The organism is Paenibacillus sp. J2L1-98 (assembly GCF_056269405.1).
This window is the reverse complement of the sequence record NZ_JBWDNW010000003.1, coordinates 46,992-66,146: the sequence shown is the minus strand read 5'-3', so window position 1 is coordinate 66,146 and position 19,155 is coordinate 46,992. Positions and strand designations below refer to the sequence as shown.

16 protein-coding genes and 1 pseudogene are annotated in these 19,155 nt (G+C 45.3%); 3 read left to right on the top strand and 14 right to left on the bottom strand.

Features of this window, described 5'->3' with window-relative positions:
• Both AC0YNZ_RS08600 and AC0YNZ_RS08595 read right to left on the bottom strand, forming a co-directional pair.
• A complete protein-coding gene (locus tag AC0YNZ_RS08600) occupies window positions 1–996 on the bottom strand; it encodes a zinc-dependent alcohol dehydrogenase (RefSeq protein ID WP_475826217.1) in 996 nt (331 codons plus the stop codon).
• Window positions 996–1,754 (bottom strand): ThuA domain-containing protein, encoded by a 759-nt coding sequence (locus tag AC0YNZ_RS08595; RefSeq protein WP_475826216.1) that lies wholly within the window; start codon window positions 1,752–1,754, stop codon window positions 996–998. The genes AC0YNZ_RS08600 and AC0YNZ_RS08595 overlap by 1 nt, the downstream gene beginning before the upstream one ends.
• A 197-nt stretch (window positions 1,755–1,951) precedes the next feature.
• Here AC0YNZ_RS08595 and AC0YNZ_RS08590 point away from each other — a divergent pair, with 197 nt between their 5' ends.
• Entirely contained in the window at window positions 1,952–2,767 is an 816-nt protein-coding gene (locus AC0YNZ_RS08590; protein ID WP_475826215.1) for a helix-turn-helix domain-containing protein, read from the top strand.
• 222 nt (window positions 2,768–2,989) lie between these two features.
• On the opposite strand, the gene AC0YNZ_RS08585 is transcribed toward AC0YNZ_RS08590, so the two are convergent.
• The 7 genes from AC0YNZ_RS08585 to AC0YNZ_RS08555 form a co-directional block, all read right to left on the bottom strand.
• Window positions 2,990–4,144, bottom strand: a complete 1,155-nt coding sequence (locus AC0YNZ_RS08585; RefSeq protein WP_475826494.1) for an AGE family epimerase/isomerase — start codon at window positions 4,142–4,144, stop codon at window positions 2,990–2,992.
• Between the two features lie 1,300 nt (window positions 4,145–5,444).
• Window positions 5,445–5,924, bottom strand: a complete 480-nt coding sequence (locus AC0YNZ_RS08580) for a heme-degrading domain-containing protein (RefSeq protein WP_475826214.1) — start codon at window positions 5,922–5,924, stop codon at window positions 5,445–5,447.
• A 236-nt stretch (window positions 5,925–6,160) separates the two neighbouring features.
• Complete coding sequence (locus AC0YNZ_RS08575; RefSeq protein ID WP_475826213.1) at window positions 6,161–6,406, bottom strand: Gfo/Idh/MocA family oxidoreductase; 246 nt, start codon at window positions 6,404–6,406, stop codon at window positions 6,161–6,163.
• 317 nt (window positions 6,407–6,723) lie between these two features.
• Entirely contained in the window at window positions 6,724–8,220 is a 1,497-nt protein-coding gene (locus tag AC0YNZ_RS08570; protein ID WP_475826212.1) for an MDR family MFS transporter, read from the bottom strand.
• 316 nt (window positions 8,221–8,536) lie between these two features.
• Window positions 8,537–10,954, bottom strand: coding sequence for an RNA polymerase recycling motor HelD (helD, locus tag AC0YNZ_RS08565; RefSeq protein ID WP_475826493.1), 2,418 nt, complete (start codon window positions 10,952–10,954; stop codon window positions 8,537–8,539).
• Between the two features lie 578 nt (window positions 10,955–11,532).
• Complete coding sequence (locus tag AC0YNZ_RS08560; RefSeq protein WP_475826211.1) at window positions 11,533–12,981, bottom strand: family 43 glycosylhydrolase; 1,449 nt, start codon at window positions 12,979–12,981, stop codon at window positions 11,533–11,535.
• Window positions 12,982–13,123: 142 nt separating this feature from the next.
• Window positions 13,124–14,440 (bottom strand): MFS transporter, encoded by a 1,317-nt coding sequence (locus AC0YNZ_RS08555; protein WP_475826210.1) that lies wholly within the window; start codon window positions 14,438–14,440, stop codon window positions 13,124–13,126.
• A 255-nt stretch (window positions 14,441–14,695) separates the two neighbouring features.
• On the opposite strand from AC0YNZ_RS08555, the gene AC0YNZ_RS08550 reads away from it, so the two are divergent.
• On the top strand, window positions 14,696–15,601 hold the full coding sequence (locus AC0YNZ_RS08550) for an AraC family transcriptional regulator (protein WP_475826209.1): 906 nt from the start codon (window positions 14,696–14,698) through the stop codon (window positions 15,599–15,601).
• Between the two features lie 5 nt (window positions 15,602–15,606).
• Here the strand turns inward: AC0YNZ_RS08550 and AC0YNZ_RS08545 are convergent, their stop codons facing one another.
• From AC0YNZ_RS08545 to AC0YNZ_RS08535, 3 genes are read right to left on the bottom strand one after another with little or no spacing between them, the layout of a single operon-like run.
• Window positions 15,607–16,026, bottom strand: a complete 420-nt coding sequence (locus AC0YNZ_RS08545; protein ID WP_475826208.1) for an ester cyclase — start codon at window positions 16,024–16,026, stop codon at window positions 15,607–15,609.
• Window positions 16,027–16,051: 25 nt separating this feature from the next.
• Entirely contained in the window at window positions 16,052–16,777 is a 726-nt protein-coding gene (locus AC0YNZ_RS08540; RefSeq protein WP_475826492.1) for a protein-ADP-ribose hydrolase, read from the bottom strand.
• 13 nt (window positions 16,778–16,790) lie between these two features.
• Window positions 16,791–17,756 (bottom strand): zinc-binding alcohol dehydrogenase family protein, encoded by a 966-nt coding sequence (locus AC0YNZ_RS08535; protein ID WP_475826207.1) that lies wholly within the window; start codon window positions 17,754–17,756, stop codon window positions 16,791–16,793.
• A 188-nt stretch (window positions 17,757–17,944) separates the two neighbouring features.
• On the opposite strand from AC0YNZ_RS08535, the gene AC0YNZ_RS08530 reads away from it, so the two are divergent.
• Window positions 17,945–18,298: a winged helix-turn-helix transcriptional regulator gene (locus tag AC0YNZ_RS08530; protein ID WP_475826206.1), complete on the top strand. Its 354-nt coding sequence runs from the start codon at window positions 17,945–17,947 to the stop codon at window positions 18,296–18,298.
• Window positions 18,299–18,313: 15 nt separating this feature from the next.
• Here the strand turns inward: AC0YNZ_RS08530 and AC0YNZ_RS08525 are convergent, their stop codons facing one another.
• Window positions 18,314–18,646, bottom strand: coding sequence for a branched-chain amino acid transporter permease (locus tag AC0YNZ_RS08525; RefSeq protein ID WP_475826205.1), 333 nt, complete (start codon window positions 18,644–18,646; stop codon window positions 18,314–18,316).
• Window positions 18,647–18,803: 157 nt separating this feature from the next.
• Window positions 18,804–19,115 (bottom strand): annotated as a pseudogene (locus AC0YNZ_RS08520) (AzlC family ABC transporter permease); the annotation flags it as partial.
• Window positions 19,116–19,155: the final 40 nt, after the last annotated feature.

The following is a 19,155-nucleotide window of genomic DNA, read 5'->3' as shown; positions in this document are numbered from 1 at the left end:
TCACTCCCATGGTTTTAGAATGATTTTGCCGCATTGTCCGGACGCGGAAACTTCGAAAGCTTCCTGGATGCGGCTGAACGGAAATGTATGCGTAATCAATTCGTCCACTGCCGGAGAGTTTTTAATGATTTCCATAATACGATTGAATTCGTTCAGATTGTAATGCCAGGAGCCGATGAGCTGAATGCCCTTGCGAAGCATATCGTCGCTGATCCGGATTGGCGTTTCCGTGCCGGACTCCCCGACGAAGGTGACTTTGCCTTTGCGTTTGACGGCATCAATCAATAATCGATGCGCGGAAACGACACCGGAGCAGTCAAGTCCGTAGTCGGGCCCAAACCCGCCGGTCCATTCCTTAATCTTGTCGACAGCTTGCTCATCTCTTGGATCTACGATGTAATCCACGCCAAGCTTTCGGGCCAATTCGATCCGGTATTCATTCATCTCAACCGCAATGACTCTGGCTCCCCGATATTTGGCTGTAATGATCGCCCCTAGTCCGACTGGACCCAATCCCGTAATCAGCACGGTTGAAAAGGCATCGACGCCCATCCCCGCAAAGGCGCCATGCGAAGGACCGAGCGCGCAGCAGGCAAGGGATGCCTTTTCATAAGAGACGCCTTCCGGAATTTTCGGTAGAATCCAGGACGGTTTCGCGATAAATTGCGTCATTGTAGCGCTGCTGTATGGCAGATTATGCTCGCAATAAATATAATCTCCGGCTGCGCAAAGCGGGCACTTGCCGCACGGGTATCCCGGCATGACCACTACTCTGTCGCCTACGTTAAGCTTGCTGCCCGGAGCGACCTTCACGATCTCGCCCGCCGCTTCATGCCCCAAACAATCGGTTGCATGTCCATGCACGAAGCTTTTGTACTCCGCGCACATCGGAGCCGCATGAATCTTGACCAGAGCCCATCCGTCTTGCAGCTCAGGCTCAGCTTTTTCTACAATTGAGGTAAGCTTCTCGCCAATAATCGCGATTTGTTTCATCATTATTCACTCCCTTTATTCGTTTGCAGAGCCCAGAGCATACTATTGGTAACCAATTTACGAAAAGCGGGATGTTCAAAATCCTCCGGATGCCCCAGCGTCGTCATAAATACATTGCCGCCCCACCGGTTGGTAAGGGTCCATGCGACCGGATGAACTTTAGAGGCGTTGATCCGGCTCTCGCTGGTAAGCTCGGGATCGACCGCGCTGCCGTTCAATAGAATGACTGCCCCTTCCGGCGGATAAGGCAATGTCAGATAAAGCCAGCTTCTTACATGGAAAAAAGCAGGAACATCCTGGACGATCGGATGATTTTCCGCCCCGTGGGCAAGTGAGACATCCGTTGAAGACGAATGTCCGAAATGATTAATCCACGGAGCTCCCAGGACATCCATTCCGAACCCGGCATTCAGGCGCTCCCGCGCATGTCCTGCTGGATATCGGAAGGCATGCGTGCTCGTGCGAAATGCAATGACCGGTTTTCCGGATTCCACAAAGTTCAGCAAATGTACAAGCTGCTCTTCAGGCAGCTCGCGAAAACGTAAATACAATACGGCCAAATCCGCTTCATTCAGCTTGTCCAGCTGCGGAATATTAGAAGGATTCGACGGATCCGGATAGGATGCCAGAACCGTAGTGCGGGCACCATACAGCTTTCCAGCCTCCTGGGCAAGTGCTGCCAAAGACACCTCAGAGTTGTATTCATCTTCACCGGCTACAAAGACAATATGCTTTCCCTTTAGCAAGCTATTTCCGCTCATGTAAATCCCCTTTATTTGCACATTTTTGTTGTACACGTTTATTATATCGCTTGCTTTATTTATAAAAAATGAACTTACCCATTATCAATTTGCACTTTTCCTTTATCCATTTTTTGCTTCTAACGTTGAAATGAAGTCGGTTTGCCATTACAATTGTATGTATCGAACACACTGCACACAGTATTGGAGGATATGTAATGCCCGCTGCATTTGACATCCATATATTCGGAATGAACACGCCTCATGATCCCGAATTTGTTATTGAACGTCCCTTCGGCTGCGATAACTATCTGCTTATGTGCTTTTCTACCCCCTTCTTTACTCAGACCATTCATGGAATTGAACTCGGACAGCAGGGAGATTGCATTCTCCATGATCCGGGCTTTCCCCAGTATCATGGAACGCCGGAGGGGATGAGCGACGGATTTCGTAACGACTGGATTCATTTCACGGGCGATGACGTTATCGGGCTGGCAAAGCGTTATGATGTACCCTTTAATCAAATCATTAGTACGGGTGAGCCGCATTTGCTCGGGCCCTATTTGCGTTCGATTGAAACGGAGCTGTCGCTGCGCAAGCCTTATTGGAAACAAAAAACCAGCCTGGTATTGGAAGAAATTTTGTTATTGCTGAGCAGACATAAACTGATGCACGATGAATTCGACAAGCTCACGGCAGCAGAGCAAGAATTCAAATACAAATTTATGACAGCACGAACGTTTATTCATGAGCATTACGAACAGGACTGGACAGTGAACAAAATGTCGGAGCTGGTGAACTTAAGCGCGGAACGGTTCGGGGTGTTATATCAGAAATTTTTCCATATGAGCCCAAAGGATGATCTGATTTCGAAACGCCTGGAGGAAGCAAAGATCCAGCTCCTAAACAGCCATCACAGCATCGAGCAGATCGCCCTCCGAAGCGGTTTCAACAGCTTGTATTATTTCTCCAGACTGTTTAAAAAACGTGTAGGCCGCACGCCAAGCGACTACCGCAAAAGCTTGGGCGGCTGATGCCGAAGCCCCCAATAAAACTGCGTGAACAAATCCTTATGGCAGAACCCCAAAAAAGACCGCCTAACCGGCCGAATGGCCGGAAAAGGCGATCTTTCTTCATTTATTTTCAAGAGCTTAAATGAGAGCGTACTTACTGTTATTTGCCGTCACTAACCAGACATTCGCAATGAGTTCATGTCCCGCGGCTGTCGGATGAATGCCATGGGATGTCCAGAAAGTTTACCAAAGGTACAAATCGTTGCCCTTCAACTTGAATATCGCTTCCATAAAATAATAGTCCCCATAAATAATTGGATGATGATGAGACTTGGCATAGTACGCCCCTGAACCGTATTGCAAAATGCAGTCATTATCCCTGGACCAGTCACTGCGTGATTCATCCAACGTTCTGAGCAGCTTTAGCGCAGCTTCGATATAGGAGCCTTTTTCGTACGCGCCTACTGCCTTGGCAATTTCGATCAATCCGCATGCCGCAATCGCCGCAGCCGTGTCATCCTCGCGCCTAGGCTCTTTCGGCTGTCTGAAATCGACCGGAATTACCCCGTCTTCAGGAATATTGGCCATAAAATAATGCGCAACACGCTTGGCCGTGTCCAGATATTCTTCTTTTCCGGTATGAATATAGCTCATCATAAAGCCGTACAATGCCCAAGTTTGTCCTCTCGTCCATGAAGAGCCCTCTTCATAGCCTTGTCCACCGTATGTTTTGACCACTCCGCCGTTAAACGGATCGAACTCCACAATGTGATTCACGGAACCGTCCGGTCTTACGAAGGCCGTCATGGCCGTATCCGCATGCTTCATGGCAATCTGCTTAAACCGCGGATCACCCGTTTCTTCCGACGCCCAGTAGAGAAGGGGAATATTGAACATGCAGTCGATGATCGCCCAGCCCCTCGTGTCGTTGTCCCCCACATCGTTCCATGCACGGATAAACCCGCCAGCCAGATTAAAGCGTCCCGCCAGAAGGTTTGCGGCATGCAGCGCTCTTTTCCGGGACTCCGCGTTTTTCGTTACTTTATAATTGGCCACGCTGGTCGGAAGCCACATAAACCCGACATCGTGATGCAGCCCGTAATAATCCTTGAAACATTGATCCAACCCGGCTTCGGAAATATTAGCGATCTCTTTATATTTTTCGTTGCCGGTTTCATGGTGCATCAGCCACATCATACCGCCCCAGAAGCCATTGGTCCACCAGTTGATGCCATCCGTTTCGGTACCGGTCGGGTTGTCTGCGATGCGGTCATCATGTCTTCCGTTAATCGTCGTGTAAGGAATTTTGTTTCTGGATTTTTCACTGACCCAATCCATTTTTGCTGTAATCTTTTCAATTATTCCGTTTAACCACATTTGTTCATTTGCTTCTAACATGTCCATTTACCTTCTTTCCTCAGGCTATTTCAGGATTCTTGAGTAAATCATAGCCCGTATCCGTCCAGAGAAGTATCGTTTTACAGACGAAAAATGTTGTTTTCTTGCGCACTTCTCACAATACAAATGCTTCGGCTTCAGGATAGATTGCCTATGCCCCTTAAAACAGATCCCAGGATTCCCTGCGGACTCATGTTGTTTTTCGTCATGTATTAACCCTTTTAAAAGTCCAGTGAAAAAGTCCGCTTCACGGACCATTGGATCTAATTTTCCAGATTCAAGTCGCAATTTCTGCTCGTTTTTCATCTGCAAACGAAATAGTTTCATCTAGCCGAACTAATTTGCTCAATCCTCAGGTCATGAGGCAATTAGTTCCGTTTTGCCGAATTAAACAGCCTTACTTTTGTCATCCCGATAAAATAACCGCGTTTAGTTTCGCAAAATCGGACTAAACCCCTAGTTTCAAAGGTCATCGTCAAATTAGTGATGCAAAATCAAACTGTTTTCACAGCAGACTCAGAAGCTGCCGGACCAGCATCGGACAAAAATGAATATTCTTAACTTCCTTCCTTAATCAAATGAATAATTACTTGATAATGGAAATTAGACCGCCAGGAATACTGCTTCCTGGCGGTCTAATTTCGTCTATCTCGTTATCTATTTATTCCGTAAAAACGGGCGCAGTTTCCGCTAAACGTTCTCCCTTACCTCTTGCGGAAATCGTTCCATATAGTTGATGCATATTGTGTCCGTAACCCGCTTCTGATACATACTTCATCAACATGCAATCTAACAGTCTGGCACCCCCTAGAATATTATCGGATTTAACTCAGGGGTTTTTCCAATCTCTATTCTAAGGGGCTATTTCATATCGGTGAGTGTTGGGACTATTGGGTTGAAACAACATTACTATTTAGACTTCTTCTTTGCTGCTGATCGTCCCTGTTTTTTAGGGTCATCCGATGGTGGTGCCGCATGCTGGGAACCGTTCGGTTTGATGTTACCACTGCCACTGCCCATGTTGAATCCTCCTTTCTGCTGATCGAGCTTTTATAGTTATGTGTCCTAAAAGAAATCTTCATTCATTGGTCTCTTAAATACCGCTTATACCGACATCAACCCGCTTGCCTTGCCCTTCCCGTGATGAGGAAAAATAATGTTGTTTAATCAATCATGTGTTGACAACAATGCCTGAAGCAGCTTATATGCTTCGTTCAAACAAAAAAAGAGGCGCATCGCTGCACCTCTGCCGAAGCCACTTTTAAGGAGTTTGCTTATTGAGGCTGATGGTGGGTTTATGTCAGACCAATAATTTCGGACAATCTTTTACACCCAAATAGGTACTTAAACAACTCGTTATACGTTCATGTTCATCAAACTGCGAAGTACCCGTAAGTACAATCGCCCCAATAAAGCCAACTCCCCTTACTATAATTGGGAAGCCGCCTCCTGCATCTACATAGTCAACAGGACTTAAATGGAGGACCTCTTCCAGCGTTTTGCCTGATTCCTTCAGCATCAACTGAACTCCCAATGTACTTTTATTGAGTCTATAAACCGTATTTTTCTTCTTTCTGAGCCATTCATCGTTGTCAACAGTCGTCCCCTCTAATGAAGCATGGAAGATTTGTTGACCGCATTTAGAGATATCCACTGCAAGAGACTTTCCTTCACTTTTGGCTTTATTTAATAGTAAAAAACCAATTTCTATCCCCATGTCATGACTGAATTTATCAAATTGCAATAACATTTCTTGTTTCGCAATCATCTCATGATTCATTGTCCATTCCTCCATCCATTTATTTAGAAATTCACTTCGTTCATCAATCTTCAAAAGGATATTTAAGCCCCCATTGACGTCGTAATTCATCACACTGCCTGATAATGGCTAAGCTTTGTTTCCATGTCATGGTTGGCGATTCCTTCAGATTCTTCCTTATACAATCATTCACATGTGCAATCTCATATTGAAATCCATCATCATTAATGCCTTTGACCCTTTGAGGTGTTTTTTCTTCATAGGTTGTGATCTTGCCATCCTTCATCACATATGTATACGACATCAATATCCGTTCTCTTTATCAAAGCGTCATACTCTAATGCCACGGAAATATTGTGCTTTTGGGCCATCTTCTGCGCACTTTCTATTGTTCTAGAGGATATAGCCACAATTTCCATATCATTCAACTGTTTTGCGCCACAAATCCATTTGTCTACAATGCTCCCTGATCCCAATATTCCCCACTTTATTTTACTTTCCATCGTTATACTTTCCTTTCTCTAATGAAATTCGTTAGCCTTGAGCTGTTTCAACCTCTCTGATCCCTCTTCTTTGTATCCGCTTTCATACTAACAAAATTGCCGAATCAGAGAATTGGAAAATATTAAACACTTTCATTGGATATTATTAAACCGATTGTCCAGCCGAATTACGCATTCCCACGGGTTGAAGTGCACTCGATATTGAAGCTGGAATTGCTGACGTCGCACCAATCGGAGCATGATGATCAGCAAAAAATAGCCTTGGCCGACTAACGGCCAAGGCTATTGCATACGAGCGAATCGGAGCCGATTCGCGATTAGTGACCCATCATCATCGCCGGGTCCGGATTGTCCCCGCCGGCGGTTCCGTCTTCTTCCTGCTGCTTCGGTTTACGCAGAAGGAGCGACAGTGCAACACCCCCGGTCGCGAGGCACGCGGACAGGAAGAACGTGTCGCCGTAACCCGCGACGACGGCGTTCAGCGGATTCGCGTCCGCTCCCGCGCTTTCGGCGTGGGAAGTGATTTGCGACGTCAGATAACCCGTCAGGCCCGCGACTGCAAACGAGACGACGACTTGCTGAGCTGCTGTTGTCAGCGGTGTGACGCGGCTAACCAGACGGCGAGGCGCAGAGTTCAGGACATGCGTGTTGAGCGGCATCATGGAGAAGCCCATGCCGAGACCCATAATGCAGATGGACAGGATGATAACCCACAGCGAGGTATCCACCGATATGCCGGACAAGATGAACAGGGCAATGGATACGGCGGCAAGACCGGCGAAGGCGAGCGGACGTGCGCCGATCTTGTCGAACAGCCGGCCGCTGATCGGCATGCCGATTCCCGCGCATAGCGCCTGCGGCATCAGGATCCAGCCCGTTTCAAGCGCGGTGTAATGCATGACGCTTTGCAGGTACAGCGGCACGATCAGCATTGCGCCGAACAGCGCGAGCTGTACGATCCACGTCAAGATGATGCTGCGTGTAAAGTCGGACGACTTGAACACTTTCAGCTCCAGCAGCGGCTGCTTCTGTGCCAGTTCCACGAAGATGAAGAGGATGAGCGCAATGCCGCCAACGGTCAAGCCCGTGATCGTCGAAGCGCTGGACCAGCTGGTGCCGCCTTCGCTTACGCCGTACGCCAGCATGGAGAAGGCGATCGGCGCGAGGCACATGCCGATGACGTCCAGATGCGGCGCCTCATGGCGGCCTGCTTTCGGCAAATATTTATACCCGAGAATGAAGGCGATAATGCCGATCGGCAGATTGATGATGAAAATCCAGTGCCAGCTGACAGAATCGACCAGCCAGCCGGATAGCACCGGACCGAACGCCGGCGCCATCAGCATTGGGATGCCGAGTACGCCCATGATGGATCCGCGGCGCTCTGGAGGCGCGAGCTTGAACACCATGGCCATCCCGATCGGGGCCACCATGCCGCCGCCCAAGCCTTGAATGATGCGGTAAATGATCAGCTGCTCCGGCGTTTGCGCGATGCCGCACAGCACGGAGCCGATCGTGAACAGGGCGATCGTAATCATGAAAATTTGCTTGGAGCCGAATTTATCGGTCATCCAGCCTGCAAGCGGGATAACGGCAGATAAGGCCAGCGTATAGCCGGTGACGGTCCATTGGATCGTCTTCAGATCGGTGTCGAAGTATTCAACGAGTTTCGGAATGGCATTATTGACGACGGTGCTGTCCAGAATAACCATGATCATGCCGACAATAATCGCCATGAGCGGCGGCAGAATAGCTTTCAGCGAGAAGTCGTCCCCGCCTGCTGCCATCGGTTTTGTTTTTTTAGGAGCTGTCATAGGTCCCTGCTTTCTGCTCATCGAGCTGTGTATGGATGAAAATAATGGTCGAGCAAGGTGAAACGGCTGCTGCCGTCCTTTTGGCGGTACAGCGCGTATCATTCCGGAGAATTCTAAGCCCATTTATAACGTGAAACTTATAAATACTTAGAATTGAACAAATTGATCTGTTCGTAAATGGACGCCGACACAAGGAAATAGGAGTCGTCGCGGGATTCTTGCTTACAACCGGCCTTGATGACGGGCTACAGGATGGTGCCGAAGATTTGCTGAATCATGAGGGCGGCTTATCGCGGCCGACGTTACCTCCGATCCGTCAATATGGCGCTTTCTCGTACAAATTCGCAGGCAATGCCTGCACGAACGACGACCAATCGCCCGTCGTGTAAAGATGAAGCCGGTGCATGGCCCGCGTACACGCCGTATAAAGAAGCTTGCGTTCGTTGTCCCGGCCGTAAGCTTCGGGCGAAGCATCATAGACCAAGACTGCATCGAACTCGACACCCTTGGCGAGATACACAGGAATGAGCATCACTCCTTTTTCAAAGCCCAGCGTCTCCTTCGTAATGAGCTGCAGAGCTTCGCCTCCTTGAATCCGTAACGATTCATGGGCCTCCCGGCTTTCAGCTGCGGTCTTCGTAATGACGGCGATGGAATCGAAGCCCTCGGCCATGAGCGCCGCGATGTCTGCCAGAATTTGCGCATCACGCTTCTCCCCGCCGTCCAGTCTCGTCAGAAGGGGCTTTGGGCCTCCCCTTTCAAACGGTGCAATTTCTTCCCCGTCTGGAAGCATCGACTTCGTAAATTCAACAATCGACCTGGTTGAACGATAACTGCGTACCAGGCAGACAAGGCTTGTTTCGGCTTCACCGAAAAGACGTACCAGCGGCGAATCGGATGCGGCCAAACTTGTAGCCTGCATGAAGATCGCTTGCCCGAAATCGCCGAGCACCGTCATCCGGGCACGGGGAAACAGCTTTTTTAGATATTCATATTGAAACGACGAATAATCCTGACCCTCATCAACGAAGACATGCCGGATTTCCGTGTTCGTCCGGACGCCTTCGATCAGCTCTTTTACATACAAATACGGAGTCGCATCCTCGTGGAACAACTCATTCCGGAGCAGCGTTTCCTTGGTTTGCCTGCATATTTCAGGCCACAGCGGGGGGATGACGGCACCATTCGTTTTCTCCCGATAAGCGGCTTCGTCCACAAACAATTGGCCATATATGGCTTTAACATCTATAAACGAGAATTTCTTCACACTCTTCCTTAGCGGTGTAAAGCTTTCTTTCACAATCCTTCTGCGGAGCAGCTCTTCCTCCCTCCGGGCGAAGTCAAAGTCGCCTTCATCTTCCCGGCGCTTCTTACTCATTTTCTCGCGAACTGCGGCGTATTGTTCCGCAACGTCGAATACTTCCCTATCTTTATGCAGCATTCCGAAGACTTCCATGTACTGCTCGGTGTCGAGATAATTCAACTCTTCCTGTACCCAAGGCGCTTCCCGTTCCATACGTTCCAGCGAAGCCAGTTCGCTCAGCAGCCATTCCTGCAAGAGAACGACACGATTGAGCAGCGGCAGGGAACGGTTATAACCGTAAAATTTCGCTCTCATTCGCTCCGCGGTAATCAAATCGCGGTCCCGAATCCGAATATCGATGAATCGCATGCCTTCCTGTCCCAACCACATTCCATAGTTCTGCAGGGCTTCGAGGAAAGCCTCGGAAGTTTTATACCCGATCCCCTGAAGACGAGCCTCATACCCCGGCGCTCCTTGTGCTGTCAGTACATATTCGATCTGATCAAAGGGATCCTCCGGCCGTAACGAGGAACCTAGCCAATAGTCGAGAAATTCTTGAAAAGTCGTCTGCTGCATATTCTCTTCACCGAGCTCCGGAAGGACGGTAGAGATATAACTGGTAAACATCGGATTCGGTGAGAAAAGAACGATCTGATCGGCCCTGATCGTCTGGCGGTGTTTGTACAGCAAGTACGCCACCCGCTGCAATGCCGCGGAAGTCTTACCGCTGCCGGCCGCCCCCTGTACGATAAGCATCCGGCTTTTGTCATTGCGGATGATGGCGTTTTGTTCCTTCTGGATGGTTGCCACGATACTCTTCATTTGCGAGTCCGCACCTTTGCCTAGCACTTGCTGCAGCAATTCGTCTCCGATCGTTTCGCTCGCGTCAAACATGTTGCGGATTTGCCCGTTTTGAATCTGAAACTGCCGTTTGAGCTCCATCGTCCCTTCGATTCGTCCGCCCGGCGTGACATAAGACGCCGGGCCGGGGGAGTAGTCGTAGTACAGGCTCGCGATTGGCGTACGCCAGTCATAGATCAGAAAGTTCAATCCGTCTTCGTCGACGAAGGAAGATACGCCGATATAGATCTGCTCGCTGAGGTCCAGGCCATCCTCCTGAAAGTCGATGCGTCCGAAGTAAGGAGACGGGAGCAGTCGATTCATGCTTTTCCATTGCTGCGTCAACAGCTTGTGGCCGCGCTCCCGTTCGGCCAATACCGCGGACTGCTGGTTAATCGTGTAAAAGGTCTCTTCGAAATCTTCGTCCGTGCTTGTGTTGATCGTAACTTCTTCCCAAAACCGCTTGCGGATGTCCGTAGCCTGATCGCGCAGTCCGGCAACCTCCGGCTCCAGTTCGGCGATTCTCGCCTGCAGCTTGTTCCTGACCCGTTCCAGCCGCTCCTGTTCCTGCCGCCAATCCTTCGCTTCCATCACTCCCTGAACACACTCCTTTTTCCATTTAATGGGATAAAAAAGAGCATTGACAAATCAAAGTTCCAGATGTACAATTAAAGTGGGAATAAAATAGATGTACTACTTATTTTAATTTGTCGATGACGCTACTGATTATATCATAGCGTTAATTCGTGTTCAATTTATTTTTTCGTTGTCACCCTCCGGCAGAGCTGAACACTGACCCGGATTGTGGACAGTTTAAACAAACCACCGCGAAGTTAAGCTGCCAGGAGATGACCCTCGAATCCGTCAGGGGCATCTTTTTTTATGTTATTGGATTCACGCTGGTTTATCGTCAAACAACAAACGAACATACGAAAAAGTGCTTAACATTGACTCAGCAATGTTAAGCACTTTTATTTATGGCGATATCCAATTCAAGCTCTTTGATAGAGTAGACCTTAGCGAAGTCTAGTAACCACGCTCTACAATTGTTTAAATCCACGAATCACTTTAAAGACTATTCCAAACTGAATCATAAATCCAGTAACTGCTCTTAACAGTAAGCGCCTTATAAGTGTTGGCATTGCAATATTCATAGAAAGTCTTATTCATTATTCCATAATAAAGGAATACAAATCAATGGCACCTTCACCTTGGTAAGTAAAATACAATGCATTCACTCCATCACTTATCTGCATAGGAGCCGAATACATTAGCCACTCTCCCTCTCCCCTAGGAGAAATAGGAATCCGCGCAGCCTTTTCTCCGCTAATTGTTGTGCTTACATGAAATTCTCCTTTTCCTGTTCCTCTTACTTTAACAGAAATCGTAGAAACATCTTCAATATTAAAATACTTAAATCCTGCAGTTGCTCCATCCGTCATGTTTGCAATATACTGGTTAGGGTTATCTTCCCTGTCCACTCCCTCTTGGGTAAAGAATGGATGGAATTCATCAACTTCTTGACCAAACTCATAACGCATGGCGCCTGATTTGCTCATAAGGTTGCAAGCGATGTATGCAGGATATTCCCCTTTTCCAATTAATGCACCACTATTCAGCCCGCAGCTTGTCATTTCTACTTGCTTGATACTTCCATCGCTTTCAATTTGAATTTCTTCAGCGCATGCCTGCCGTGAAAATTGATGCTTATTAGTCTGTCTATGATAGAATACATACCATTTACCGTTAATTTCGATGATGCTGCCATGATTGTTGCCAGTGTAATTCAATGCTTCCTCGTCCGTTTTTCCATTCAGATAAATATCCCCATTGGAGATAATTGTTCCTCCATATCGAAAACCGTCAATCGGGCTCTTGGAAGTTGCATAGCATAGTTCATGCCCGTTAATAGAAGAATAAACAAAATAATAAGTATCTCTAACCTTTCTAATGGAAGATGCTTCAAAAAATTCATGTCCTTCGAAATCTGTACCCGAACCGCCTGCCTTGTCTGGAAAGATATATTTAGGTCCTTCTTTTACCGTAATCATATCTGTTTCCAGTTCAATTACCATACCACCTTTAATAGTTTGTTCTTTAAGTCCCAATTGCTCCCAAGGAAAATTCTGAGGACAAAATCCGGAGTATAAATATACTTTTCCATCATCGTCTACTAGCACACCAGGATCAAACTGGAACCCCTCGCCTTCTCGGCCCCCGAGTAAAGTTCCGTCCTTGTAATGCACATGTCCGTAAAAATCATACTTGCCTGCAGGTGAATCACAGACTGCTACTGCCATGACTCCAAGAAAATCAAATGCATAATATAGATAATATCTGCCGTCAGGGCCCTGTTGGACATCTGGTGCAAATAAGAGTCTGTTATCAGTTCGCCCCATTGGATCCTGAATTTTCTGGTAAATTACCCCTTCATATCTCCAGTTACTTAAATCCTTCACTGGAGCTGACCAACATACGTAATCATTCTCACAATACATCGTTCCATTAAACTTATCATGGCTTCCATACACATATACCCTGTCACCAAATACATATGGCTCTCCATCAGGAATGTATTCATAACTTGGTAAATAGGGATTAAATGCTTGCTGTTTCATAAATACCTCCATTAATAAATAAGGATTAAAAGCTTTTAAAAGATACGTGTACTTTTAGTTCATACACGTTTACTGCTGCGCTCTTGTAATTCCTTTACAATCTGAGGATACTCTTTATCTAATTTATAAAATCCTAATAAAATCATTTGTATGATTGTAAATAAAATTGGCAATATAACAAAAGCAAATTTAATGGAGGAAATGGCTGAATCAGATTGTGCTGCTGCACCTCCAACATAGTGTCCCATGACAGAATCCAACCAACGATCGCGGTTCCAAGCCCAATTCCAACTTTTAAACCGAAACTTCCTGCACTGTATATTAATCCCTCGGTACGTACACCTGATTTCCATTCCCCATACTCAATCGTATCAGCTAACATTGCAAACATGGAGGCACCTAGTGGAACACTCCCTAGTCCTTTTATAATGGTTGCAATAATAATTAGTGTGATATTGCTAGGGTTAATAAGAATTAATCCTAGGCCGATAAGGGTAACTACTGAACCAAAAATCGAGGCGTTTCTTTTTCCATATTTTTTAATAATTGGTGCTGCAAAAATTAACATCCCTAAAAGCATTGGAAGATTCTGAGCTAATGATAAAACACCAACAAGAGTGGAATTCCCCATAATGTATTGAGCGAAGTAAACCGTTACACCACCAGATACGCCCATGTTTACAAAGGTAATAACAAGAAAAGCTACGATTACTCCCCAATACTTATTAGTAAATAGAGCCTTAAGACCAATTTTTAATGGTACAGTTTTTACTTGAGAAATATCTGATGGTTTTACTCGTTCCTTTGTTGTCAAGAAAGTTCCAACAAATAATGCGGAAGATATAATACTAAAAATAACAAACGTAATAATCCACCCAGCTTGCCCATTCCCAAACATTTTCACCATTGGCAGTATTAATATACTTACACATAGTGTACCAGTAGTAGATAGAAACATTCTGAAGATATTGATAACCGATCTTTCATATTGATCCTGCGTAATTAACGAATTTAGAACACCATAAGGAATATTGATAGCAGTGTAAATCACATTTATCAGGACATATGTGACAGCTACGTAAATGACTTTTCCAGTTGAACCCGCATTAGGAACAGTAAAAAGCAAAATGGTAGCTGCACCAAAGGGGATTGCCATCCACAACATCCATGGACGTGCTTTCCCATACTTTGATTTCGTACGATCTACAATAACGCCCATAGTAATATCAAGTGCTCCGTCCAAAATTCGAACGAGTAACATGATAGTTCCCAACACACCCGCTGCAATACCTACAACATCTGTGTAGAAAAATAACACAAACATACTTAGTGCGCTCCAGACTAAATTACTAGCAAAGTCTCCTAAACCATAGCCTAATTTTTCTTTAAATTTTATGCCTTGAACTAATGAGACTGTTTGTCTTGATTGATTTATGACATCTTTTAAAGCACTTTGCATTCTGAACTCTCCTTATTAACGTTTACCCTTTTACATTTTTGTAGTACGCATCAATTATTTCCTTGTAAAACTAATTGATACCGCTTTCTCTCATCGCTATAATGGATGTATTATTGTCTAGAACATGATTGCAATCATATATTACCTTTCTCAGAAAACGTTTTCTGTTATTTATTTACATTATAATTGCAACTGACCTAAAAGGCGATTGTACGATCAAGGTTAAATTTACCCAAATCAAAGGAGTTAACAAGGATGGAAAATACCTATGAACACACCTATGAATCTACTAACGCATTGCGACTTCCGTTTATTGATTGGAACATACGCTTTTTTGGTGCTCATATGCAAACTGTTTCCAAGGAATGGTCTGTAGCAAAGGAGTCTCACTATGCTTTCGAGATTTTGATTGTTTTGGAAGGTAAACAGGAAACAACAATAGACAACGAAATTTATTTATTAAACAGTGGGGATATTATGCTTATTCCTCCAGGGGTTGAGCATACCAATAGATGTATTACAAATAACCATTTGACCTATTTTTGCGCTCATTTTGATATAGACGAACCTTCTTTACGCATAGGCATGTTGAAAGATTGCGAATTAATTTATACTCCTGCTTCTCCTTTTTATCAAAGACTAAAAAGCACTCTTGAAAAATGGTTTGATATGCTATCTGTCACCTATGTTAGATCTGTTAAATATAAACTGAAGGTACAGATAGTCCTATTTGAGCTGTTAGAGGTATTTGTAGACATTGTTTCACAAAATCAAAAAAATTTTTCAAACGAATCGATGACGATAACAAAATATGCAAAAGAAATTGCAGACGCCATAAGATCAAATTTTAAAAGAAGTTACTCAGATAATGAGGATATTGATAATGCAATTCATATACAGCCAATTATTGCTTCTCTTGGTTTAAGTCCTAATTATGGTTTAGAAATTTTCCAGAAAGTCTACCATATGTCTCCGCGAAAATATTTATCTGAACTGAAATTGCAAGAAGCTAAAATTTTAATACAGCAGCCCAATATTTCTTTAAAAGAAATTTCCAATCGTTTAGGTTATAAAAACCTCTCTCATTTCAGTAGACAATTTAAAAGATGGACGGGACTAACTCCTACAGAATTCCTTAAAAATTCTATTCATAAACTGTGAAGCCCTTAACCTGCCCTCAAAGCGCCAATCTGCTGCAGCAGGCCAAGCATATCAGGCTGGCCATATTCTTCGACAATTTGCCCACTGGATAGTCGATAGAAATTCATAGCCTGCACTTCGATTGTCTTCGTTGTCGGCGGGAAGCCGAAGAAAGTGCCTAAGTGCGTGCCGCGCATTGTGAAACGTGCAGCCACCTTGTCCCCCTCGACAACCATATCCTCCAGCGTCCATTGGATATCCGGGAAGCCGCCTCGCATCATCCCGATAATTGCGAGATAGCCAGAAGGCCCCCTCATCGGCTCGGTTTGTCCAGGGACATAGAAGATCGCATCCGAGGCGATGAGCTCTTCAGCAAGCTTCTCGCTGGCAGTATTAATGAACGTAGTAAAACGGTGCATAAGGTGTTTGTTGGTTTCTGAAGTCATAGTGGAACTCCCTTTCTGTTTAAGATCAGGATTGAAAAGCAAGGAGGTATTCCTTGTAATCCTCGTCGCTGAAAACATTAAAGATGATCCTTTCAAAATGATGGGCCTGCGTATTCAACCACTCATTAACGGTCAGAACGGCTATCTTGGCCGCTTCAGACTTAGGAAATCCAAATACTCCCGTTGAAATCGCGCAAAAAGTGATTGTTTTTATTTCCGTTATCTCATTCGCAAGTTCCAAACAAGACCGATAACAAGCCGCTAAATCGGCGCATTGGTTTTCCGTCAGTTCCGTTCCTTTGGGCACAACGGGACCTACTGTATGCAGAACAAACCTTGCGGGCAGATTGTAGCCTCTTGTGATTTTTGCTCCTCCTGTACTCTCTGACTCACATTGAATGGACATGATGACGTTGCAGTCTTCCCTCAACTGTGGGCCTGCCGCGGAATGAATGGCATTATCGATACAAGCATGAAAGGGTTGAAAACAGCCTAGCATATTTTTATTGGCGGCATTCACGATGGTATCTGGATCTAAGCGTGTAATATCTCCTTGCCATAAAATGAACTTATCAGCTTGTTTAATGCGGCTACCCGGAAATAAGGTTAAAATCGAATCCAGATGTTCAACTTCGATAACGCCTTTTTCCTTTAATTCGGTTTGTAAAAGGCAGTCTAGTTTACTTAAGAAATCATTATCTAATGGTGCCGGTTCTCTAACGCTCCCCCTATACTCTTTCCAATTCTGGATTGCTCTTCGTTAGTCACGTATTGCTAACCACAATCTTTCCGTTCGCGGTATTGCTTTCCATCAAGAGATGTGCCTCCTGAATTTGATCCAGTGTGAACACTTTAGCAATCGCTGCTTTGATCTTATGCTTCTGAATATATTGAAACAGATCGATAAGCAGGTTTTCTTTAATGAGCTCGCTCGTAAAAGCTGTAAAATAAACGCCAGTCGGAATATCAACCAATGGTTCAAAGCGATCGATTTCCCATTCGTTGCCCAATATCCCCGACATGCATAAGATGCCGTGCGCTGAAACAAGCGACAGTGAATGTTTCAATGTAACTGTTCCCACTAACTCCAACACTTTATTTACGCCTTTTGGCGCGATGGCAAATAATTGTTCGGTTAAACGGTCATCATCAACCAATACATAATCCGCACCAGCCTGCTTAACATCTTCCACTTTGTTTCTGTCTCTGGTCGTCGATATAACCGTTGCACCGGCGCTCTTAGCAAGCTGTAGTGCGGCGATTCCAACAGAGCTGGTCCCTCCACGGATTAGCAGCGTCTCTCCTTCGGTCAATCGGAGACAGTCAAATAGCGAAGCATAAGCCGTATAATACATTTCCGGGATTGCGGCAAGTTCTACCCAGTCCATCTCATTATCAATTGGATAGACTTGATTAGAAGGGATAAGAGCAAATTCGGCGTAGCTGCCATCGAATTCACGTCCCAGCCCTCCCATCAATGACACTACACGCTGCCCTTTCATAAAAGTGCTGTCCGAGGGATCGTCGATTTCGCCCACACATTCTATCCCAATAATTCGCGGGAGCTTAACGGATGGCGAATGACCTTGCCTTGTAAACATTTCCGAACGATTAATACCAAACGCTTTTATTTTGACGCGTACCCAGCCCGATATTACATCTGGAATCGGCACTTCATGCACAACCAGGTCATGAGGCGCACCCGGTTTTTCAAGAACGACTGCTTTCATCGGTGATGCTCTCCTTTCAGAAGCTAAGCTAACTCAGAACTAAATAGTCATTAATCGAGACTTTCTTTTCTTCCTATTTCATTTGCAATTGATCCCGTTGCATTTATAATAAAAGCGATAAAGCGTTTTTGAAAGTAGGCACCTTTTTATCATATAGAAACCTTTTAGTAACTAATGGAGGGACATGAATGATTCCAAAAAAAGAAAATTCCCAATGCCCTGTTGCTACTACTGTCGGCTTAATGGGTAATAAATGGAAAATACTTATTTTACGGGACTTACTGACGGGAGCAAAGCGCTTTGGTGAGCTTCGAAAAGGAATACCTGAAATTAGTCAAAAAGTATTAACGCAAAACCTGCGTGCTATGGAGGAAGATGGTATTATTACCCGTGAGGTCTTCGCCGAGGTTCCACCAAGAGTAGAATATCAGCTAAGCGATTTGGGTAATTCATTACGCCCCATTATCGGTGTCATGGAACAATGGGGATTAAATTATCAAAAAAATACAAACCCCACTGAACATGCAGAAAGTGGAACTTAATCCGTTTAGATAAAGTTAAAAACCCTTTTGAAGCAACAACATATAGATGACCGTACCGCTTGCAATAGATAAAAGCATGTTTCTTCGCCAAATATGAATCAAAGCAACTATAATAACAGATATCAACTCGGGTACTCCGTGGTTACCGGATATCAACTTGACATCCTTCAAGCTGTAAATTACCAGCAGCCCCAAAGCCGCTGCCGGCAATACTTTTCCAAGATATCGTACATAAGGTGGAGTGGAGCAACCAGGCGGGAATAAAATAAATGGAATGAATCGTGTCATCATCGTCCCCAAGACGACCATACCGATTGTAATCATCTGTTCGGGCATTGTCATGGTCATACACGCCCTCCTGTTCCTTCCAGCTGCTTCCTTATCACGGTAAGCAGGCAGAGTATACTGATCATCGATGGGAGAATGAAGTTGTTACTGTCGAAAACGATAAGACATAGAAGTGATAACCCTAACCCCAATAATGCGCTGTGATGCGTCTTCTCCGCGACCCGAAAAGCCCGCCAATCGCAGCCCCGACTACCCAATAAGAGTGATTAAGCAGCGTGACGAAAAACATATACCATCCCTTATCCACCCCTTGAGGGATATCAGCCGTGTAATTGATGGAGAAGGATTCATCGCACAGACCAAAGATCAGATAAACCTTTTTCAGGCCCGTTCCTTTGTACTTTTCAAGCATCGATATCCCATAAAACAGATGACGCGCATTGACCATTAATGTGAGCAATAGTGCACCTAATGGATTGATTGTCCCGAGCAACAGGTTGACTGCAACAAATTCCATGGAGCCGGAAAAAAAAGCAGCTGGCGCAGGTGGCGAATCGTATTTTTTCAAC